This window comes from Lentibacillus songyuanensis (assembly GCF_039548255.1).
GTDB lineage: Bacteria > Bacillota > Bacilli > Bacillales > Amphibacillaceae > Lentibacillus_C > Lentibacillus_C songyuanensis.
In genome coordinates this window covers 40,919-62,631 of record NZ_JBCLVH010000018.1, presented here as the reverse complement: position 1 = coordinate 62,631, position 21,713 = coordinate 40,919, and the positions used below count along the sequence as shown (strand labels likewise).

General features: G+C 41.7%; 18 protein-coding genes. All 18 read right to left on the bottom strand.

Annotated elements, in window-relative coordinates:
• Positions 1 to 13: 13 nt before the first annotated feature.
• Positions 14 to 400 (bottom strand): hypothetical protein, encoded by a 387-nt coding sequence (locus WMZ97_RS16030; RefSeq protein WP_343273100.1) that lies wholly within the window; start codon positions 398 to 400, stop codon positions 14 to 16.
• Between the two features lie 129 nt (positions 401 to 529).
• A complete protein-coding gene (locus tag WMZ97_RS16025) occupies positions 530 to 1,438 on the bottom strand; it encodes a diacylglycerol kinase (RefSeq protein WP_343273099.1) in 909 nt (302 codons plus the stop codon).
• A gap of 181 nt (positions 1,439 to 1,619) precedes the next feature.
• Positions 1,620 to 3,050: an Asp-tRNA(Asn)/Glu-tRNA(Gln) amidotransferase subunit GatB gene (gene gatB / locus WMZ97_RS16020; protein ID WP_343273098.1), complete on the bottom strand. Its 1,431-nt coding sequence runs from the start codon at positions 3,048 to 3,050 to the stop codon at positions 1,620 to 1,622.
• A complete protein-coding gene (gatA, locus tag WMZ97_RS16015) occupies positions 3,047 to 4,522 on the bottom strand; it encodes an Asp-tRNA(Asn)/Glu-tRNA(Gln) amidotransferase subunit GatA (RefSeq protein WP_343273097.1) in 1,476 nt (491 codons plus the stop codon). The genes gatB and gatA overlap by 4 nt, the downstream gene beginning before the upstream one ends.
• Positions 4,523 to 4,534: 12 nt before the next feature.
• Positions 4,535 to 4,825: an Asp-tRNA(Asn)/Glu-tRNA(Gln) amidotransferase subunit GatC gene (gene gatC, locus WMZ97_RS16010; protein WP_343273096.1), complete on the bottom strand. Its 291-nt coding sequence runs from the start codon at positions 4,823 to 4,825 to the stop codon at positions 4,535 to 4,537.
• 137 nt (positions 4,826 to 4,962) lie between these two features.
• The gene (gene putP / locus WMZ97_RS16005) at positions 4,963 to 6,483 is read right to left on the bottom strand and encodes a sodium/proline symporter PutP (protein ID WP_343273095.1); all 1,521 of its coding nucleotides are present in this window, start codon (positions 6,481 to 6,483) and stop codon (positions 4,963 to 4,965) included.
• 326 nt (positions 6,484 to 6,809) lie between these two features.
• The gene (locus tag WMZ97_RS16000; protein ID WP_343273094.1) at positions 6,810 to 6,947 is read right to left on the bottom strand and encodes a hypothetical protein; all 138 of its coding nucleotides are present in this window, start codon (positions 6,945 to 6,947) and stop codon (positions 6,810 to 6,812) included.
• Between the two features lie 13 nt (positions 6,948 to 6,960).
• Positions 6,961 to 8,226: a helix-turn-helix domain-containing protein gene (locus WMZ97_RS15995; RefSeq protein WP_343273093.1), complete on the bottom strand. Its 1,266-nt coding sequence runs from the start codon at positions 8,224 to 8,226 to the stop codon at positions 6,961 to 6,963.
• A 333-nt stretch (positions 8,227 to 8,559) separates the two neighbouring features.
• The gene (locus WMZ97_RS15990) at positions 8,560 to 9,684 is read right to left on the bottom strand and encodes a CamS family sex pheromone protein (protein ID WP_343273092.1); all 1,125 of its coding nucleotides are present in this window, start codon (positions 9,682 to 9,684) and stop codon (positions 8,560 to 8,562) included.
• 118 nt (positions 9,685 to 9,802) lie between these two features.
• A complete protein-coding gene (gene ligA, locus WMZ97_RS15985) occupies positions 9,803 to 11,806 on the bottom strand; it encodes an NAD-dependent DNA ligase LigA (RefSeq protein ID WP_343273091.1) in 2,004 nt (667 codons plus the stop codon).
• 15 nt (positions 11,807 to 11,821) lie between these two features.
• Positions 11,822 to 14,035, bottom strand: coding sequence for a DNA helicase PcrA (gene pcrA, locus WMZ97_RS15980; protein ID WP_405027702.1), 2,214 nt, complete (start codon positions 14,033 to 14,035; stop codon positions 11,822 to 11,824).
• Between the two features lie 25 nt (positions 14,036 to 14,060).
• Positions 14,061 to 14,735: a heptaprenylglyceryl phosphate synthase gene (locus WMZ97_RS15975; protein WP_343273117.1), complete on the bottom strand. Its 675-nt coding sequence runs from the start codon at positions 14,733 to 14,735 to the stop codon at positions 14,061 to 14,063.
• 454 nt (positions 14,736 to 15,189) lie between these two features.
• A complete protein-coding gene (locus WMZ97_RS15970) occupies positions 15,190 to 15,984 on the bottom strand; it encodes an ABC transporter ATP-binding protein (RefSeq protein WP_343273089.1) in 795 nt (264 codons plus the stop codon).
• A 2-nt stretch (positions 15,985 to 15,986) separates the two neighbouring features.
• A complete protein-coding gene (locus tag WMZ97_RS15965; RefSeq protein WP_343273088.1) occupies positions 15,987 to 16,970 on the bottom strand; it encodes an ABC transporter permease in 984 nt (327 codons plus the stop codon).
• 78 nt (positions 16,971 to 17,048) lie between these two features.
• Complete coding sequence (locus WMZ97_RS15960) at positions 17,049 to 18,056, bottom strand: ABC transporter substrate-binding protein (RefSeq protein ID WP_343273087.1); 1,008 nt, start codon at positions 18,054 to 18,056, stop codon at positions 17,049 to 17,051.
• 410 nt (positions 18,057 to 18,466) lie between these two features.
• Complete coding sequence (locus WMZ97_RS15955) at positions 18,467 to 18,769, bottom strand: YerC/YecD family TrpR-related protein (RefSeq protein WP_343273086.1); 303 nt, start codon at positions 18,767 to 18,769, stop codon at positions 18,467 to 18,469.
• A gap of 25 nt (positions 18,770 to 18,794) precedes the next feature.
• Positions 18,795 to 19,832, bottom strand: a complete 1,038-nt coding sequence (locus WMZ97_RS15950) for a DUF3048 domain-containing protein (RefSeq protein WP_343273085.1) — start codon at positions 19,830 to 19,832, stop codon at positions 18,795 to 18,797.
• Positions 19,833 to 19,872: 40 nt separating this feature from the next.
• On the bottom strand, positions 19,873 to 21,615 hold the full coding sequence (locus tag WMZ97_RS15945) for an adenine deaminase C-terminal domain-containing protein (protein WP_343273084.1): 1,743 nt from the start codon (positions 21,613 to 21,615) through the stop codon (positions 19,873 to 19,875).
• Between the last annotated feature and the right edge of the window lie 98 nt (positions 21,616 to 21,713).

Sequence of the window (21,713 nt, the reverse complement as noted above, 5' to 3'; positions counted from 1 at the left end):
CTGATCCAATGTTTCAATGGCAAGATATTGTATCAAGTATTCCGCCTTTAAAATCCTGGTATGGCTCAGGTCTTGCAGATAAAATTTTCATAGCTAGCATTTGCTCCGCAGTTGGCGCGAATACCCTGAGATTCTTAAACTGATATATTTCCTTTAATTGTTCTCCTTTAAGGTGCTTGAGCGGCCCACGGATATCTTGATTGATCCAATCTTCAGCCAAACCGTACACTTCGGCTATATCAACCAATATCGTATCGATAAGTGAAGAGGTTTCGAATAATGCATCAATATCTTTTGTTGCCGGTCTAACATCGAAACAAGCCATCATAACTGCTCCACCATAAATATTTAAAGTAAGTTCTAATTTATTTTCTTCAAGTTTTTCATCTAGTACTTCCATAATTCTCCAAGAAAAGTTCTTTTGTTATATTTTTCATAAACAATTTCACTTCCTTTTACAAAAAATATACCATTTGCAGCCTTATAATTCCATTCATTTCATACACCAAAAAAAAATGACTGCTTCTCATCAGTCATTTTTCTCCACAAACTCCTCTGGAACGAAGAGTTCTATATGCTGTTTTAGATTGCGGAATAATCCAGGTAATAGTCCGCCATATTCGCCATCGATGTTCAGCTGCATTTTTTCCACATTTTCCACTTTTATATACTTTGCTTTGGCATAGATCAGATTTTTGTGGTCCAAGTGGGCTCCTCGTAGGGCGAGGGTTGCAATCTGAATAAATTCGGCCAAATTGGTCTTTTTTAAAATTAGAAGATCAAAATAGCCGTCATCTAATTTGGCATCTGGTGCCAGCTTCTCAAACCCGCCAACAGAATTGGTATTGGATACCAAAAATAACATGACTTCATCTTCTAATACTTCGTCATCATATTCAATACGTACATTGGTCGGCTTGATGGAAGGAATAAGCATTTCCATCCCTTTCATGTAGTATGCCAGCTTGCCAAGCATGGTCTTTAATCTGCTTGGTACTTCATAGGTCAATTCCGTAAGCTTGCCACCACCAGCAATATTGATAAAATAACGTTCATTCACCCTGCCAATATCAAGTGGCATGTAGTGGCCATCAAGGATGATATCAACAGCCTTCATGACGTTGCGGGGAATACATAAGGCACGAGCGAAATCATTTGTTGTCCCAACAGGAATAATGCCGAGTTTCGGACGATAATCCTGTTCCGCGATTCCATTCACGACTTCATTGATGGTTCCATCTCCACCAGCAGCAACGACAATATCATAGCCCCGTTCAACAGCTATCTTTGCCGCTTCAGTCGCATCGCCTTCTCCTATCGTTGCATGTGCGGAGGCTTCATATCCGGCTATTTCAAATCGTTCAAGTACTTCTGCCATCTCTTTTTTAAAAGCCTCACGCCCGGATGTAGGATTATAGATGATCCTGGCTCGTTTCATTAAATATTCCTCCCTGTCTTGACGGTTACATGACGTTTTTTATCTAGTAAAACTGTAACGTTCCTCATATACAATATTTATCATAGCCCTTTTTCAGCTATTTGAAAAGCCTGACCATCCTATTTTACCAGTAAAAAGCCACCCCGTTAGCTAAATTCGCTTAGGATGGCCATTTACAACATTATCGTTTATCCATTTCTTCTTTCAAAATCTTATTGACCATTGGCGGATTGGCCTGTCCTTTTGTTTGCTTCATGACTTGACCAACCAGGAATCCTAATGCCCGATCTTTTCCATTTTTATAATCGACGATTGATTGTTCATTCGCATCCAATATTGGGGTAATAATATCGCGAAGCTGGCCTTCATCAGAAATCTGAACAAGCCCTTTCTCTTTGACAATCTTCTCCGGATCGCCGCCTTTCTCCACCAATTCCGCAAATACCTTCTTAGCAATCTTAGAAGAAATCGTACCGTCCTCGATCAGTTGGATCATTTTCCCAAGTGACTCTGGTGTAAGGGCCAAATCATGCAACTCTTTTAAATGCTTATTCATGTATCCGGACACTTCACCCATCAACCAGTTTGACGCTTGTTTAATCTCTGCACCGTTTTCGACCGTTGCTTCGAAAAAGTCGGCCATTTCCTTGGAACTGGTTAAATTTGCTGCATCATACTCCGACAGCCCTAATTCACTGATAAATCGTGCCTTGCGTTTATCCGGGAGCTCGGGAATCTGCTGACGAATGCGCTCTTTCCATGCATCATCAATGTAGAGGGGCACAAGATCTGGTTCCGGGAAATAACGATAATCGTCTGAACCTTCTTTAACCCGCATTAGAATGGTTTCTTTTGTTTTTTCATCGTAACGGCGGGTTTCCTGTAAAATCTCACCACCAGAAAGCAGCACTTTCTCCTGACGCTTTTCCTCAAACTCCAGACCCTTTTGAACATAAGCAAACGAGTTGAGGTTTTTCAACTCGGTTTTAACACCAAATTCCTCTTGTCCAATCGGTCGAATCGATAAGTTGGCATCACATCGTAGAGAACCTTCCTCCATCTTACAATCGGAAACACCAGTATATTGAATAATATTTTTCAGCTTTTCCAAATAAGCATACGCTTCTTCCGGTGAACGCATGTCAGGCTCGGAAACAATTTCAATTAATGGTGTCCCCTGACGATTGAAGTCGACTAGGGAGTAACCGTCATCCCCATGCGTTAGCTTTCCTGCATCTTCTTCTAAGTGCAGGCGAGTAATCCCGATCCGTTTCTTCTTCCCGCCGACTTCAATTTCTACCCAACCATGCTCACCAATCGGCTGATCAAACTGAGAAATCTGATAGGCTTTTGGATTGTCCGGATAAAAATAGTTTTTTCGGTCAAATTTTGTATCAGTTGCAATTTCACAATTCAACGCCATCGCTGCTTTCATAGCAAAATTGACTGCCTCTTCATTTAACACCGGCAATGTCCCGGGATACGCTAAATCGATTGGGCTAATGTTCGAGTTCGGTTTTGCACCAAACGCATTCGGACTAGGACTAAATATTTTTGAATCTGTTTTTAATTCGACGTGTACTTCAAGTCCAATGATTGTTTCAAAATTCATTTGCTCACACCCCCTAACTGAGGTCGTTTGGTATGGTAATCGGTTGCCTGTTCAAATGCATGGGCGACACGATAAACGTTTGTTTCATCAAAATATCTTCCAATGATTTGCAGCCCAAATGGCAATCCATTTTCCGACATGCCGCATGGAACGGATATAGCCGGAACACCAGCAAGGTTAACTGGAATAGTCAAAATATCATTTGTATACATCGTTAATGGATCATCAATGTTTTCCCCGACTTTAAATGCTGGTGTCGGTGTTGTTGGCCCAATAACTACATCAAAGTTTTCAAAGACGTTATCGAAATCCTGCTTAATTAAGGTACGTACTTTTTGGGCTTTTTTATAGAAGGCATCGTAATAGCCAGATGACAAGGCATAGGTTCCAAGCATAATCCGGCGCTTGACCTCTTCACCAAATCCTTCGCTGCGGGACAACTTAAACATGTCCAGCATATCTTTCGCATTTTCCGAGCGAACACCATAACGAACGCCGTCAAAGCGTGCCAGATTAGCAGACGCCTCGGATGATGCAAGTAGATAATACGTAGCAACGGCATATTTGGTATGCGGCAGGGAAACTTCTTCCCACTCGGCACCTAATGATTCATAAACGGCTAGTGCGTCTCGCACTGATTTGCGAACCTCTTCGGATACGCCTTCACCCAGGTATTCTTTAGGTACGGCAATTTTCAAACCTGTGACATCACCGGTTAAACCTTGTGAAAAAGCTGGCACACCCACATTGGCACTCGTCGCATCCATTTTGTCCTGGCCAGAAATAACCTCCAACACCCGTGCGTTATCCGCTACGTTCCGGGTAATCGGTCCAATTTGATCAAAGGATGACGCAAATGCTACCAAACCGAAGCGTGATACACGTCCATAGGTTGGTTTTAACCCAACAACCCCGCAGAATGCTGCTGGCTGGCGAATCGATCCACCGGTGTCCGATCCTAACGCATATAACACTTCACCAGCGGCAACTGCAGCTGCAGAACCACCACTGGAGCCGCCTGGTACATAGTCCGTATTCCATGGATTACGTGTCGGGGCAAAGCTTGAGTTTTCATTGGACGACCCCATTGCAAACTCGTCCATGTTTAATTTCCCAATTGTTACTGATTTCGCATCATGTAACTTGTCAATCACCGTTGCATTATATAAAGGATCATCGAAGTTTCTCAAAAATTGACTCGCACAGGTTGTCCGAAGCGCTTTAGTGACAATATTGTCTTTAATCCCTGCAGGCATGCCGAACAATGGGTGTTTTTCAAAGTCCGGTGTTTCACTGTCTAAGGCATTGGCCTCATTCCGGGCATTTTCTTCATCAAGCGTTAAAAACGCCTGTACCTGGTCATCCACTTCCTCGATTCGTTTGTATGACGCATCGACCAAATCCACGGCTGAAACTTCTTTCTTATGTAGTTTCTCTTCCAGTTCCTTGATACTGTTATCAAACAATGACATGTTGTTCCCTCCCTACTCCAAAATCGATGGAACACGGAAATAATCACCTTTTGTGTCGGGTGCATTTTTCAGTGCATCTTCCTGGGTAATCCAATCTCTTGGCTCGTCCTTACGTAGGACATTTTTCAAATCCAATACGTGGGTGGTTGGTTCGACCCCCGTCGTATCCAATTCATTTAGTTGTTCTGCATATTCCAAAATCGACCGTAATTGGTCTGTAAACGTTTCAGCCTCTTCATCTGTTATCGCAAGTCGCGCTAAATTGGCAACGTGTTTTACTTGATCTGTTGAAATATCCGCCATATCTACACCTCCATAGAAAGTCTCACAATACTATTGATGATAGCAGAATTGGTCAACAAATGGCAACTAATCGGGGTGTTTAGCGGTAAAAAAACTCCCTACCATTATCAAGGTAAGGAGTATTCACATAAAAACTGCTATTTGCTTACTTGCCGCACCGTTTCATCAAATTCTTCTTCCATGTCAGCGGACGGTTTTTCCATTAAACTAATAACAACGGTAACAATAAGATTTAACAAAAATCCTGGGAGTATTTCATATAAATTAAATATGCCACCCGATAGAAATCCACCCCAAATAATGACTGTTACGGCACCGACAATAATTCCAGCCAAAGCGCCATTACGGGTAATCCGTTTCCAAAATAACGCCAGTAGGATAATTGGACCAAATGCAGCACCAAATCCGGCCCATGCATAGCTTACCAATTCTAACACCGAACTTTCCGGATTTAACGCCAACAATGCAGCAATAACTGCAATAAGCAATGTCGCAATTCGTCCTACCCATACCAATTCGTTATCGGATGCCTTTTTCCGAAAGATTGCTTTATAAAAGTCTTCGGCAACGGCGGAAGATGATACCAGCAGCTGCGAGTCAATGGTACTCATGATCGCCGATAAGATCGCCGCTAACAGGATACCGGCCACGATCGGGTGGAATAATAGTTGCGAGAATGCAATAAAGACTTTTTCCGGGTCGGCAAGCACTTGTAACCCGTTTTCCGTGGCAACGTCAATCCCAAATTTTGATAATACCGAAACGTCCTGTGTACTGATGAATGCCAGACCAACAAACCCGGTAAAAATCGCCCCATATAATCCAAGAATCATCCATGTCGTACCAATAAAGCGAGCTTTTGGCACATCTTTTGCCGATCGTAATGCCATGAAACGAACAATAATATGCGGCTGGCCAAAATAACCAAGTCCCCAGGCAACAGACGAAATAATCGCCAGCAACCCAACCCCTCCTACCATATTCAAATGATTGGGGTCAATTCCACCAACCGCCTGCACCGCAGCGTTCCAGCCTCCGATTTGCTGTAATGCAACAATGGGCACTACAATTAATGCCAAGAACATGAGCAGTCCTTGGACGAAGTCGGTCCACGCAACCGCCAGGAAACCTCCTAACAAGGTGTATGAAACAACGACAAGTGTACCAATCCAAAGTGCAGTCTGGTAGGATAAACCAAACGACGCTTCAAATAATTTTGCCCCTGCGACCATCCCTGAAGACGTATAAAAAGTAAAAAATAGTAAAATAACGAGTGCAGAAATCACACGGAGCACATGGGAATTGTCTTTAAAACGATTTTCCAGGAAGTCTGGAATGGTAACAGAATCATTGGAAACCGCTGTGTAAACCCGTAATCGTTTCGCAACAAATTGCCAGTTCAAATAGGCACCAATCGAGAGCCCGATGGCCATCCATGCCTCTGATAAACCAGACGCATAAATTGCCCCCGGCAGACCAAGCAAGAGCCACCCGCTCATATCCGAAGCACCAGCACTTAATGCTGCGACCCCTGGCCCCAATTTTCGACCGCCAAGTACGTAATCTGATAAATCATTTGTACGAAAATACATAATCAAGCCAATAACAAGCATCACAATTAAGTAAACAATGAACGTAATCAATGTTTCTAATTCCATAGCCGTCTCACTTCCTCTCCGTAAATAATGTGATAATGGATAACAAAATCAAGATTGGCATGGGTACAAATATCCAAAACCAGGTAACACCAGCAATCGCGAATTCTGTCTCCTGCATCTCGCCACCCCTTTCTAAATAACTTGTAAACGAAATATTACAAAAATAACAGCTCTATATTAGCATATACGACTTGTTTGCAGATCATGTTATATTTTTCGAACTGGAGTTTTTAGACAAAAAAGGCCTGAGATGGCTTTCCACACCATTTCAGGCAATCATCATAGTAATAGGGTAAATAAAGTTAAAAACGATTAAAACTTAAGAATTAAAAAAAGTTGGCATTGTTGATTGAAAACACGCTTGGTTCCCTGTCAATTGCAAGATTAGAAGAGTTGTCTTGGGTGAACAAAAAGCCTGTAGCTAATAGAGCCCCTAACACTACTGTTGCTATAATCTTTTTCATTTTCTCCCCTCCTTTAAATGATAGTAAATTGTTCATAAGCTAAGTTAGCTTGCTTATAGAATTTAGTTGCATCCTTGTACCTGTTCAGCTTTTCATAATGCTGACCCATAAGTTCTGCGTAAGTAACAAGGTTTGCATAGTCTTTATGTTTTTCCAAATATGGAATAAACTTTTTAATTACCAAGTCTTCAAATTTCTTGTGGTCTTCATTTAAGGCGTAATGGTAGGTATAAATCATATAATAAAATAATTTATATTGATCGACGATATCAACATTTTCCATCAATTCAAGACCTATTTTTATAATTTCTTCTGCTTCATTATAGTCATCAATATTATAATATTCTCTGATCAAACAAGCTATTGCGGCCAATCGTTCTACCATAATCAATTGATCATCATGTACGATTTTACTAAAACACTTAATTGCTTTACTCGCTTCACCTTTTGTAGAATATAGATTTCCAAGATTCTGATTTGTCAATTGAATAAGTTGTTTATTTTCACTTAGTTTTCCTAGATGTGAAGCCAGATTATAATTCTTAATTGCCTTTTCATACATCATAAGCCTACGATAAGAAATTCCCAGTAAAATATGACATTGTGCACACCTATAAAAGTGATATTGCTTTTGAAACACATCTAATGCTTTGTTTGCGTATTCAATTGATTCCAGCGTATTCCGCAATTTACTATGTGTAACCGATATCGTATACTGCAGATCGGCTACCTCTTCTTCAGCTAGCTCAAGCTGATTCAATTTTTCCTCCGCTAGCTTGTACATCCTCATTGCTTGATTAAACTCTGAAATTGCGGTGTTGTAATTTCCTTTAAACTTGTACCAATAAAATTGATGCAAGCTATCAAACGTTTCAGACAAATCCGCCAGACTATTAATTTGTGTCAATGCTGCTTCAATTTCGCCCATAATCAAGAAGTAACGAATCTTATAAATCTCAAACATCACTAAGTTCTCGGAATGGGTATCTTGCATTAAATACTCCAACTCGTTATATCCTTTGACAATTTCCTCTTGATCATTGACTTCAAATAGCTGACTGAACCATTCCTGGCATTTCTCTTTGATTGTTATTTCCTTTTCGTTATCCAGCTGGATGCCAAGGCGTGTACATAGTAAGCTGATTACTTCAGGGCTTGCTTCCGTCTTCCCGTTCTCTATTTTGGAAAGATAGGCAAACGATACAATCCCATCTGCCAGTTGCGCTTGCGTCATTTCCTGCTTGATACGGTGTAATTTGATGTATGATCCTATTTCCATCTATTTACCCACCTCACAGGTTAGATTTGGAAATGAGCGAAATTTAATTTTCTATATTTATATAATAGCATGAATCATTATAAAATCATATTGGGAAAGTTGAGGGATATTTAAGTGGATTATCAATCTAAAAACTTGCCTACTTTCCTGAAATGAGGAAAGTTATGCAAAAAAGGAACCTATTTCTACATTATTTTTCCAGAAAAAGGTTCCTTGTTATATTTTGTTTAGATATGACTTATTACTTATTTCTTATCTGCTAATTGTATTTTTCTTTCTTTTTTCCCTTTGGGTAATCTAGACCATCAAATTCGATGTCTGAAGTTTTATCATTTAATCAAAAATATGGACAGTTGGATCGTCTCCACCGGCACTTCGGTAAATGACACTTTCAACCTCATTATGGGCGGTGATTTTCACTTCAATATCATAATAATCGGGGAACATTTCCTTGATCAAGCCATAGGTATACTGTGTAAAACCGATAACTTCCCCTTTCCCATAAAACTCAATTGGAATCTCCAATGTCAGCTTTTTCATATCCTCATCAATATAAAAACCATCACCAATTACCCCAACATAGTTTGGAAAGAAATCCTGAATTTCCTTGCCGAAGTCCTCAATTAACTTATTATCATCAAAATACTTGTCAGCAGACTTTTCATCTGGGAATAACACATGCTCTTCTTTTACGTTTTTCCAATTATCAATACTTGCTTGATTTCCTTTGACGGTTGTCTTAGCTACATAATTTCCCGGGACCGGTGAGCCTTGATCTTCTTCCCGGTACAAGGCAATCAAAATCGGCACGTTTTTTAATTCATCTATCCCGCGAATTTCTTTTAACACCTTTTCGGCAAGCTTTTTGCCATGTTTCAGCATTTCGTCCTTGCTGATTTTTTCATAATAGTATGGACCGCCTTCTTCCGCCTGGAACTTGTAAACAGACTTAAGTGCCAGTCCAATTGATATGCCTTCCAATTTGGCATTATTTTTGTCATTTTTACTCAAATAGTTTTGCTCCATGATATGGGACAAGTAACGTGGGTGATCACGAAAATACTTTTCCTTTTCCTTCTTGTTGCCGTCCGGATCTTTCTTTGGATTCAAGTCATCGATCAAATCGTAAACTGTGTCTTTATCTAAATACTGACCCTCTTGATAAAAATATTTCTTTGGATCATAGACAGTTTTCGATTGTCGCCTTAATCCCTCTTCCATTTCATCAATGTCGAGACGATTGCCCATTTGATCAAGGATAACACCTCTTGCTGCACTCGTCTTATATGGGAGAATCATTTTGTAAGTGTCTTCCGATAATTGATAGCTTGGAACAATCGATTTTTCTTGTTTTGTTTCTCCTTTTTTTTGCACAACCTCATCATCATCATGCATCCTTGGTGCACAGCTTGTTAATAGCAGTAACAAACATAGGAGACCTGCGCATAATTTCTTCACGATTTCCACTCCCTGATTTTTGAAAAGCGTACACACCTGTAATCCAGGTAGCAAGCATCACACACTGAGAACGTGCTTGATTACGAAGGCAATACGCTAAATAAATTGTACGTTCTTTTTAGTTGTCCAAGGCTTCTCTTAGTTGCTCCTCATCCCAAATGGTCACACCAAGCTTTTGCGCCTTGTCATATTTAGATCCCGCGTCTTCACCGGCAACAACAACATCCGTTTTTTTACTGACACTGCCGGTAACCGACCCGCCTAGATTTTCGATTAACTCCTTTGCCTCTTGACGGGTATAAAGCTCCATTTTTCCGGTTAGCACAAATGTCTTTCCTGAAAAAACGGAATCACTAATCTGCTCTGACCGTTTGACACCAGTATAATCCATGTTAATGCCTAGATCTCGTAATTCGTTCAGTAAGTCTGTAACCTTTTGTTCCGAGAAATATTGGACAACAGAATCGGCCATAATTTCTCCGATTTCATCAACAGCAGTTAGATCGTCCATCGTAGCCTGTTGTAGCTTATCCATTGTTTCAAATTTCTGCGCAAGGGTCTTGGCTGCCTTCGCGCCAACAAAACGGATCCCTAAGCCGAATAATAGCCGCTCCAGCGAATTTGCTTTAGAATTGTTAATCGCTTGTAGCAAATTATCAACCGACTTATCCCCCATGCGCTCTAATTCCAGTAATTCGTCACGGTCCAATCGGTATATATCAGCAATTGTTTTGACCAAATTCTCCTGAAAAAGCTGCTGGATCACTTTTTCACCTAGGCCATCAATATTCATGGCATTACGAGAAACAAAGTGAATCAGACCCTCTTTTAGTTGAGCCGGACAATTCGGATTGATACAGCGAAGGGCCACTTCTTCTTCCAACCGGACTAGCTCATTGCCACACGCTGGACATTCGGTTGGCATGTGGAATTCCCGTTCTTCTCCTGTTCGCTTTTCCGCCACGACGCGCACAACTTCGGGGATAATATCACCCGCTTTTTTAATAATGACTTGATCGCCAATGCGGATATCTTTTGCCCGAATCAGGTCTTCATTATGCAAGGAAGCCCGCTTAACCGTTGTTCCAGCAACCCTTACCGCATCCAAAACAGCTGTCGGGGTAATGACTCCAGTACGACCGACACTCAATTCGATATCTCTTAGTGTTGTCAATACCTCTTCAGCGGGAAATTTATAAGCAATAGCCCAGCGTGGACTTTTCGCTGTATAGCCCAGTTCTTCTTGTTGGTCCAAATTATCTACCTTCACAACGATTCCGTCGATTTCATAGCTTAAATTTGGCCGTTCATTGGTCCAATACTCCACATACTCCAGTACCTCGTCAATTGTTTGACAACGGCGCCATTCAGGATTCGTTTTTAATCCTAACTGCGCCAAATACTCCAGACGCTCACTATGGGTTTGGATTGTGCCCACTTCCCATTCACCAACTCCATACAAAAAGATATCCAGATTACGCTGGGCAGCAATTTTAGGATCCAACTGCCGTAACGAGCCGGCTGCAGCATTTCGCGGGTTAGCAAACGGTTCCTCACCCTTTTCCTCCCGCGTTTTGTTTAACGCGAGAAACGATTTGTGTGGCATATAAGCTTCCCCGCGTGCTTCAATGGTTTCGGTTTCTTTAATCGACAGAGGGATACTCCGGATCGTTCGTAAATTGGTGGTAATATCCTCTCCAGTTGTTCCGTCCCCGCGCGTTGCACCACGCGTGAATTTTCCATTTTCATATAATAACGAGATGGCCAGACCATCAATTTTTAATTCACAAACATAGCTAACCGGCTGATCGCATCCTTCCTGCACACGCCGGTCAAAGTCCCGTAAATCACCAGTATTAAAGGCATTGGCCAAACTAAGCATTGGCACTTTGTGGTGTACCTTTTGAAAGGCATCTGACGGTTGTGCGGCAACCCGCTGTGTCGGTGAATCGGGTGTAATCAGCTCTGGAAATGATGCTTCCAGTTTTTGCAATTCCTGCAGCTTTTGATCATACTCCGAATCGGGGACACTCGGTTTATCCAGCACATAATATTCATATCCATATTGATTTAACACTTCTTTGAGAGCATCTATTTGTTCTTGTGCTTGCTGTTTGTCCATCGATCAAACACCTTCCTACTGCTTTGTGATGGGTGCAAATTTCGCCAATAACCGTTTGATTCCCGTTGGTGCTGGAAAAGCAATATCGAGTTCCGTCGCTTCGCCTTCCCCTTGTACCTTGACAACCGTTCCTACACCCCATTTTTTATGTGATGCTTTGTCACCAGGCTTCCAGGCTTGGCTTTCGGCACCAGTTGTTTGCTGGATTTTCATTGCCTTGCGTTTGAACGGGATAACATTATTATCCGATCGTTCTTGCTTCACAGCCCCACCATACATCGTTTGTCGAGCTTGTTCAATTCCTTCAATCAATTCTTCCGGAATTTCATTAATAAATCGGCTGATTGGATTCATATTGGTTCGTCCATACAATGTACGCATTTTAGCGTGGGTTAAATATAACTCTTTTTCCGCACGGGTAATACCAACATACGCGAGACGGCGCTCTTCTTCCATTTCATCATTATCAAACAAAGAACGACTATGCGGGAAGACATTTTCCTCCAGGCCAATTAGGAAGACAACCGGGAACTCCAACCCTTTTGCCGCATGTAATGTCATTAGGGTAATTTTTTCTTCCCCTTGACCTTCTTCATCGTCGACACGATCAATGTCGGCGATCAAGGCCAGATCAGTCAGAAAGGCAACGAGCGTTTTATCCTCACTTGCAGCTTCAAAATCCTTCGTAACCGTCATGAATTCTTCCAAGTTTTCCAGACGGCTTTGTGATTCAAGGGTGTTTTCATTTTTCAACATCGTCTCGTAGCCAGTCCGTTCCAGTACAGCTTCCACCATGTCCGTTGCGGTTAAAAATTCCTGCTGTTGGGAAAACGTTCGAATTAACGCTGTGAATTCTTCCAGCGCTTGTGTTGCTTTTTTGGAAATCCCGATCAATGCAACATCTTTCACTGCCTCATAGAACGATAAATCATGCTGTGTCGCATAATCACGCAAACGATCGATCGAAGTTTTCCCAATGCCGCGCTTGGGAACATTGACTACACGTTCAAAACTGATATCGTCATCTGGATTGGTAATTAATCGTAAATACGAGGTCAAATCTTTAATTTCTTTTCGTTCATAGAACTTTTGTCCACCAACCATTTGATATGGAATCGTCGACTTCATCAACGTAGCCTCAATCGCACGTGATTGTGCGTTCGTACGATACAGAATTGCGATATCTTTTGGCGAAAAACCCTGTGTGCTTGTCAATTCCTGAATTTTATCGGTTACAAACAAAGCCTCTTCCTGTTCCGTTGCGCCTTGATAATAGTTAATTTGACTCCCATTATCATTTTGAGTCCAGAGATTTTTTGGCTTCCGTCCTGGATTATTACGGATCACATGATTAGCCGCGTCCAAGATGGATTTGGTCGAACGATAATTTTGTTCCAGATAAATCGCACGCGCAGTAGGGTAATCCTTTTCGAATGATAGGATATTCTGGATATCTGCCCCGCGCCATGCATAAATGGACTGGTCCGAATCCCCAACAACACAAAGATTCTGGAACCGATTGGCCAATTGTTTTACTAAATAGTATTGGGCATGGTTGGTATCTTGATACTCATCCACATGAATATATTGAAATCGCCGCTGATAGTATTCAAGAACTTCCGGAATTCGTTTAAACAAATGAATGGTCTGCATAATTAAATCATCAAAATCAAGTGACTGGTTTTTTTGCAGCATTTTTTGATAGGCTTGATAAATTTGCGCAATCTGGCGTTCATAAAAATTGTTAACGTTATTGCTGTATTCTTCCGGGGTAACAAGTTCATTTTTCGCAGAGCTAATTTGACCCAGCATCGCCCGTGGTTCAAACTTTTTCGGGTCGATGTTTAAGTTTTTCAGAATTTGTTTGATTACCGACAGCTGATCGCTGCTATCTAAAATCGTAAAATTACGATTGTAACCAATTCGATCAATATCACGACGCAGGATTCGTACACACATCGAGTGGAAGGTGGATACCCATATTTGTTCCCCATCTGCGCCCACCAGTTTTTGCACACGGTCTTTCATCTCGCGTGCCGCTTTGTTGGTAAAAGTGATTGCCAAAATATTCCGCGATGCAACATCCTTTTCCCGAAGCAAATAAGCAATCCGATGGGTCAGTACGCGGGTTTTCCCACTTCCTGCCCCAGCCATAATCAATAGCGGTCCATCCGTATGTTTAACCGCTGCTTGCTGTTCTTTATTTAATCCGTTTAGTAAGTCATCCATCGTTTGACTCACAGTAACACCACCTTTAAGCTTTTACCGCCTTAACGGTTTCAAGTGCTTGTTTGAAATTTGTATAGATACTATTTCCGACAACAATGCAATCCGCATGTTCCATCATTTCCGCTGCCTGCTCACGCGTTTCGATCCCCCCGCCATAAACAAGCATTGTCTTGTCCAACTGATGTTTCACCTGTTTCACAAGCTTGGCATCACCATATGCGCCACTATATTCCATATAAAAGATTGGTAAATGGAATACATGCTCTGCCATATAAGCATAGGCTGTTACATCGTCTGTATCCGGCAGCACACAATTCGTTTTCGTAAATGCTTTGGCCTGGTCGTTTAAAATGCAATACCCTTCGACAAAAATTTCATCCCAATCCATTATTTCTTTATATTGTTTAATGGCTTGATGTTGAATATCCATCATCCATCGTTTGTCTTTTGAATTCATTACCATTGGAATAAAGTAATAATCAAATCCAGGTGTAATAGCCTCCATATCAGAAATTTCCAATATACACGGAACGGTATACCGGCGAATGCGTGATAGCAAGTTCAAGACACCATCAAGCGTAATATTATCGGTTCCGCCGACAATTACCGCATCCGTTTGTGACTCACATAATTTCTCCAGTTTTTCATCCGAAATTTCCTTCGCTGGATCTAATTTGAAAATATGCTTCCATTTCTTCATCTCATTATACAATGGTCCAATCCTCCATAATCATTATCCATTAGTCTATTATAGCAAAAATCATAAGTGAAAATTAGTGTAAAGTGAAGGTTTTTTGGAGACAAGGGGAAGCACTTACGCGTTGATGGGTGATAGGCGCTTGTAGGTGGCACTTGCAGGAGGCTCACTATTTAATACGTAAGCTTAAGTTGGGTGGACTGGTCTATTCACGTAGAGTTATCGAAAATCTCGTTACCTCGTAAGCAAAACACCTATGGGAGAAAGTAGGGGAGGGACGATCGACGAACACGAGAGAACGTCGATCGGTTATTTAGTGTTCTCGATCGCTCAGGACGCGGGTTCGATCGCTCGGCAGGTATTCCCGATCGCTTAGGGCGCGGGCTCGATCGCTCAGTGGGCTTTCTCGATCGCTCAGGGCACGGGCTCGATCGCTCTCGACGGGCAATAAACTCCGCTACCCCAATACCACTCTGTCATCTCCAAATTGTTCCCCGCGAATTCGCTGAAATTCATGCAGTAAATCTTCAATGGTTAAGTTCTGTTTGTCTTCTCCATCGACATCAAAAATAATTTGTCCTTTATCCATCATGATTAACCGGGTGCCTAAATCAAGAGCCTGTTGCATATTATGGGTGACCATCAATGTCGTTAACCCGGCTTTTTGGACAACATCCTCGGTAAGATCGGTGATTAACGCTGCTCGCGAAGGATCTAATGCAGCGGTATGTTCATCGAGTAATAAAATATCCGGTTCGGTGAATGTCGTCATTAATAAGGAAAGCGCCTGTCGTTCCCCGCCGGAAAGCAAGCCAACCTTTGCTGTCAAACGATTCTCCAGTCCTAAGTGGAGTGTTTGCAAATATTCCTTGAACATGGCTCTTCGTTTCTTGGTTACCCCAATGCGTAATTTCCGTTTTTTATTACGGGAATAGGCCATCGCCAAGTTTTCCTCAATGGTCATGGATGGTGCTGTTCCAGCCATGGGGTCCTGAAAAACGCGACCAATAAAAGCCGATCGCTTATATTCCGGCAAATGGCCAACATGCCTATCATTGATTATCACGTCGCCAACTTCCGGCATTAAAGCCCCAGCAATCACGTTCATTAAAGTCGATTTACCTGCACCATTACTACCGATTACTGTGACAAAATCACCCTTTTCTAAATTTAAATGGACCGAATCCAATGCTTTCTTTTCGTCTGGCGTCCCCTCATTGAAGGTTATGGAAATATTACTTAGATTTAACATGTTTACGCCACCTCTTCATGATGGAGTTGTTTTCGTTTTTGTAAACGGCGTTTCTTCTCTTTTCTAGCTTGTAACATTTTGGGGGTAACTAATGCTGCAATAACGATGATCGCGGTAATGAGTTTCATATCCCCTGTATCGAGAAAATCAACACGTAATGCCAGGGTCACAATAATCCGATAGATAATGGCCCCGCCAATGACCGCCAATGTTGTTCTAGCAATCGTTTTTGTTCCGAATAATGCTTCCCCGATAATAACCGATGCGAGCCCGATAACAATCATGCCAATCCCCATGTTCACATCGGCAAATCCGCCAAGCTGGGCATAAAAGCCACCAGATAATGCGACTAATCCGTTAGAAAGACCAACACCGGCAATCGTCAGTGAATCGGTATTTGCTGACAGACTTCTGATCATTCGCTTGTTATCCCCAATCGCTCGAAGTGCCAGGCCGACCTCTGTTTTCAAATAAAAGTCAGTTACCAGCTTGATACACAATGTTACTACAATCATTACGGTAACGATTGCCCATGTAGCCGGGAAGTGTTCCATTCCAAGTGACTCCAGTATACCGTTTAAAAATGTATCAATACCGGCTGCTTCCCATACAGATTTCAATTGGCTAAAAAGTGTTGTTTCGTTCAGCATCGATAGTGTAGGCTGACTCATGATCCGTAAATTAATCGAATATAATGCTGTCATCATGAGGATACCTGATAATAATGCATTAATTTTTCCTTTTGTATGTAATAATCCGGTTATACATCCTGCAATAAATCCGGCTATTGCTGCTAAAATAGTTGCCAAAATCGGTGGAACACCATTCATAATCGAGATTGCAGCTACAGAGGCACCAGTGACAAAACTTCCGTCAACCGTTAAATCGGGAAAATCGAGCACCCGAAAAGTTAAATAGACACCTAATGCCATAATTGCATAAATGACTCCTGATTCCACCGCACCAAACATTGAAATAATAAGCATAATTTTCTTCCTTTCGCTGCCTCATGGAGCTGGATAGTAAAGAGCCAGTTTCATTACCTGGCTCTTCATTAAAACGCGCTATTCGGCTTCAACAAATTCAGCCGTGTCATCCCATTCATCGTTCCATTTCACACCTTGCTCTTCTGCTGCCTGCTTATTAATGAAAAGCTGAATCTCCGGTGGATACTCAACAGGAAAATCACTTGCTTTCTTTTCACCAGTTAAAATATCAGCAGCCATTTCACCGGAGCGGTAGCCAATCGTATGATAGTCGATACCAAATGTTGCAAATCCGCCTTTTTCAAGGGAATCTGGTTCCCCAACAAACAGTGGAATATCCTGATCATTGGCAACACCTACAACGCTATCCAGTGCTGATACGACGGTATTGTCGGTGATGATATAGAACACGTCAGCGTCGCCAACAAGGGTTGTAGCTGCCTGCTGGACCTCTGATGAATTCGCTACAGTCCGTTCAATAATACTTAGACCGGTTCCGTCAGCTGCCTTCTTTACAGCGTCAATTTGGGCAACGGAGTTTTGCTCTCCAGCATTATAAATCATACCAATCTTCGAATCTGGAAAGTTATCATCAATAAATTTCACTGTCTCTTTAATTGCATCTGGATGAAGATCTACCACTCCAGTAATATTATCACCAGGTTCATCCATCGACTTCACCAATCCCGCATCTACAGCGTCCGTTACTGAAGTAAAGATAATTGGTATATCACTTGTCGCCTGCAATGCACCAATCGCACTTGGTGTCGAGTTGGCAAATATCAGATCAACACCATCCGTGACAAATCCATCCGAAATTGGCTTCACATTATTCTGGTCATTTTGCGCGCTCTCAAACTTATATTCCACGTCTAAACCAGCATCAGACAGGGCATCCTTAAATCCCTTATATGCTTCATCAAGAGATGGATGCTCAACAATTTGTGTTGCCCCAACGGTATACGACTTATCTCCGTCGGATCCAGAGTCACCCTTTTCCTTATCTTCACCCGAAGCATCATTACTGCCACAAGCAACTAAAACAATTAAACTAATCATTGCAAATAATTGAAGTAACTTCTTCAATCCAATTCCCCCATTTCCTGTTGTTAAAATCGTCAAAATATTTAAGCGTGATTATATCATACTATTGATTGATTTACTAGTTTTTTTAATGAGACAGGAATGAAAATTAAGTCCACGAGTGAAAATGTAATTGGTTCACCCTTTAAATTTGTCGTCATTCAATTTATCGGCGGTTTTAGACGGTTTAACGACGGTTTCGCTACTTTTATCGGCGTTTCACTTTTTCAGGATTTCGGGGAAGACCTTGCCTTATGCACTTTGCTCTTCAGTCAAAGCCCGATCAGCACCAGTCCTTGGCCAAGCGCTTGGATCCGGCCCAATTCTAATCCAGCAATGATCCCTCAAGCGCTCAATAAAGCTTATCAAGCACAAAAAATATCGCACCCATCCAGAGTGCGACACTTGCCATTTTATTCAATTGGTTTATCTAACACACGATCAAGCACCATTTTATAACCATCGTTTCCAAAATTAATACATCTTCTTACCCGGGAAATGGTGGCGGTCGATGCTTTCGTTTCTTTTTCGATTACATTATAAGTTTGTCCCTCAATCAGCATTTTAGCAACCTGTAAGCGCTGGGCGATGGAATGAATTTCTGACATTGTTGCAATATCGTCAAAAAAGCGATAGCATTCTTCACGATTATGTAACGACAAAATTGCATCAAACAATTGGTCTAATTGTTCCCCACGTAATTTATCAATTTGCACGCTGTTTGCAACCTCCTGTCCGTTGTTAGTTTGAAATAGTAACAGCATCATGGATCCCAGGTTGTTCCGGGATGACATTAATCCACGTTTTCCCTGGTACCAAACCGACAGGATCCCCGTTTTTAACCGGGATGATTCGTCCGTCGATATTTTCCCATTGAACTTGCTGAACGTGCCCTTTTTGTACCAGCAAGGCATCTCCGCCAGATTCAATATCCACTGCACGACGACCTTCATCATCAATTATTTTATGGGCTGTTTCAACGATGAATACGTTATCTACCTGAATTGGTTCATTCGTGTCAAGTTCTACCGTCTTCTCACGGTCACTAAACCTTATATACTTCTCATTATCTGTATCATAGTCAAACTCTACAACATTCATTATATCATGTAATGAGTAATCAATCCGAACATGTTGCGCTTCATTACCAGAAAGCTGATCCACTTCATCCTTTGTTAAAAAAGGTAATGGTTCTGTTTTCGACTTGATGTCGTACCCTTTTTCCTTTGCTGCATCATCGACTGCATCAAACTGTAAATAGGAATTGTGCGGCGGCTTTCGGGACGATGCGCGCTTAAACAATGTTCCATCATTATCATGCAACGCCCCATCAATATGTTCAATCCCTCGTTCATCTATCATATCGTTTACAAAATTCGCTGCTCCATGATAGACATACAAGGTGTCATATCCCTTGGCTAGCTCGAAATAATACTCCCTGGCACTGCGGACTGGACCAACCACATCTGGCTCCTCACTCTGAAACAATGCCAAGAACCGGGTGATCTGTCCTTCCGCTAAAATTTCAAACACTATATCCGCTTTGGATAAACCAGTTTGTGGTCGTGCTTTTCGATGGTTATTCACCATCACTCCAACTGCCCGACGATCTGTTGATCCATCTGCCTGTAACCCTGTCAGCGGATAGATATCACCCTTTTCTGACTGATCTGTTTTTTCCCGGGATTTTTTATTACTGTCGCTCTGCTCCTTATCCTTTGTACATCCTGCCATCAGAACCACAAGTAAAGCCATGAAAAGGAGAAAAACTTTTTTCATTCCAACACATCCTTGTAAATCGTCTTCTTTCCATTATACGTTAACGCATGATCGCTGGAAAGAGCACTTCCCGTTTCTTAACATCGACAATCCCTTGTTGGGTGATACGGATATAAGGTAAATGGGTGGCTGACAGGAATAATATGGAATATACCGGGTCCTCATAAGTATACCCAAACTCCCGCAAGTGCTGCTTCAATTGTTTTTCCTTTTCAATTAATTGATCCATTTCACCGGCAAACATGATACCTCCAAGTGTTAGCGGTAACTCAAATAGAATCTCCCCTTGGTGCGCCAAAACAATTCCTCCACCAATTTCTTTCAACCGTTTCCAGGCAAGTAACATATCTGACTTACTCTTTCCGATACATACAATATCACCAGTAGTCGAATACGAACTCAAAATCGCTCCCATTTTTTTGGTGAATCCTCTAAGGGTTGTATTTACGCGCCATTTTCCATTGCGGTCAAGCAATAATAGAAATGCATCATCACATTGATCCGGAATGACATCAAGAGTCACATCGGTTTCAATTGGATATGGTTTAATAATGACGTCATTGATCATGTCCAGTCCAATTGGAATAGAGAACTGCAGATCACTGATTTGTAGATCCCAATCCAGCTTTAATGGTCCGATATCATATTTTCCCCAGTCAACTTTGGCTTTAACGGTTGCACCCTTGTTCCTTCGCTTAATCCATTGTCCTTTAGCCAGCACGCCTACTGGATGCGGATTATCCTTTTTATCCAAAATATTAATATGGGCCAGCCGGCCAGGCGCGATACTTCCCAATTCATCGATTAGCCGATAATGGTTCGCCACATTATGGGTGACCATGCAGTACGCTTCCTCAACAGGCACCCCTTTATCAATCGCAATTTCCAGGCAACGATTCATCATCCCATGCTCGTAAAATGCTGGAGTTGCCCCATCCGTTGTCATCGTGACATTTTGAAAGGATGGTATATCTTCCGCAAGCATTTCTTCCAATAGCTTTGGTAAATCAGGGCGTATGGAGGAATGTCTGAGTCCTACTTGAAACCCTAACTGCAGCCGCTTGATCGCCTCTGCACCCGTCATCGCTTCATGGTCTGCAGCAACGCCTAGTAACTTCATTTTAGTTAATGTTTGCTCCGAAGCTCCCGGAAAATGTCCCTCGACTGGTTTTCCTTTCCGATTTGCCTCCTGAATCCAATATAGTAATCTGTCATCACCGGCTAATAGGCTTGGCCATGATGTCAATTCTCCCCCCTGGATTACAGCTGGGTGGGATAACCAATCAAGCACATCCTCACTATTAAAATACTTCTCCTCATCCTGTAACGCTGTTTGCGAATCAAACCGAGCCCACCAGTACATCGAGATTGGCAATTTATTAAACTCATCCAACAAAGAAAACGCTTTCTTTTTGTCTAACATGAAATTCCACATCAAACTATCATTGATCAATGTTGTCGTACCAAACCATGCCACATGATTAGCCAGCTCTTGTGGATTGTATAATTGAAAAGGATGGGCATGTGGTTCAATATATCCCGGCACCAGATAGTAATCCTGACAATCGATAATTTCTGTTGTTGCTTGATTGTCCGGCAGTTTATCCCCAACATAAACAATACGATCGTCCAAAATCCAGATATTAGCTTTAAGCCACTGTTTCGTAAATGTATTTAAATAAGTGCTGTTTTTCAATACAAGGGACGGTGCAACCTTGCCATCAATAACAGCAACATGTTTACGCATTTCGCGATTTCTCCAGTAATAACCATTTTCCAGCATATAACAACTCTCCAATTTTTCTATTTCCTATATTCTATCATATTATCTGCTTTCATACTGTAAAGTTTTTGTGAAATGAAGTGAACTTTTTATGACAG

Bases quoted from the DNA above. Each gene is read 5' to 3' on its own strand.
- WMZ97_RS16030 (WP_343273100.1), bottom strand. From the start codon at position 400: ATGGAAGTACTAGATGAAAAACTTGAAGAAAATAAATTAGAACTTACT.
- WMZ97_RS16025 (WP_343273099.1), bottom strand. From the start codon at position 1,438: ATGAAACGAGCCAGGATCATCTATAATCCTACATCCGGGCGTGAGGCT.
- gatB (WP_343273098.1), bottom strand. From the start codon at position 3,050: ATGAATTTTGAAACAATCATTGGACTTGAAGTACACGTCGAATTAAAA.
- gatA (WP_343273097.1), bottom strand. From the start codon at position 4,522: ATGTCATTGTTTGATAACAGTATCAAGGAACTGGAAGAGAAACTACAT.
- gatC (WP_343273096.1), bottom strand. From the start codon at position 4,825: ATGGCGGATATTTCAACAGATCAAGTAAAACACGTTGCCAATTTAGCG.
- putP (WP_343273095.1), bottom strand. From the start codon at position 6,483: ATGGAATTAGAAACATTGATTACGTTCATTGTTTACTTAATTGTGATG.
- WMZ97_RS16000 (WP_343273094.1), bottom strand. From the start codon at position 6,947: ATGAAAAAGATTATAGCAACAGTAGTGTTAGGGGCTCTATTAGCTACA.
- WMZ97_RS15995 (WP_343273093.1), bottom strand. From the start codon at position 8,226: ATGGAAATAGGATCATACATCAAATTACACCGTATCAAGCAGGAAATG.
- ligA (WP_343273091.1), bottom strand. From the start codon at position 11,806: ATGGACAAACAGCAAGCACAAGAACAAATAGATGCTCTCAAAGAAGTG.
- pcrA (WP_405027702.1), bottom strand. From the start codon at position 14,035: ATGGATGACTTACTAAACGGATTAAATAAAGAACAGCAAGCAGCGGTT.
- WMZ97_RS15975 (WP_343273117.1), bottom strand. From the start codon at position 14,735: ATGAAGAAATGGAAGCATATTTTCAAATTAGATCCAGCGAAGGAAATT.
- WMZ97_RS15970 (WP_343273089.1), bottom strand. From the start codon at position 15,984: ATGTTAAATCTAAGTAATATTTCCATAACCTTCAATGAGGGGACGCCA.
- WMZ97_RS15965 (WP_343273088.1), bottom strand. From the start codon at position 16,970: ATGCTTATTATTTCAATGTTTGGTGCGGTGGAATCAGGAGTCATTTAT.
- WMZ97_RS15950 (WP_343273085.1), bottom strand. From the start codon at position 19,832: ATGAAAAAAGTTTTTCTCCTTTTCATGGCTTTACTTGTGGTTCTGATG.
- WMZ97_RS15945 (WP_343273084.1), bottom strand. From the start codon at position 21,615: ATGCTGGAAAATGGTTATTACTGGAGAAATCGCGAAATGCGTAAACAT.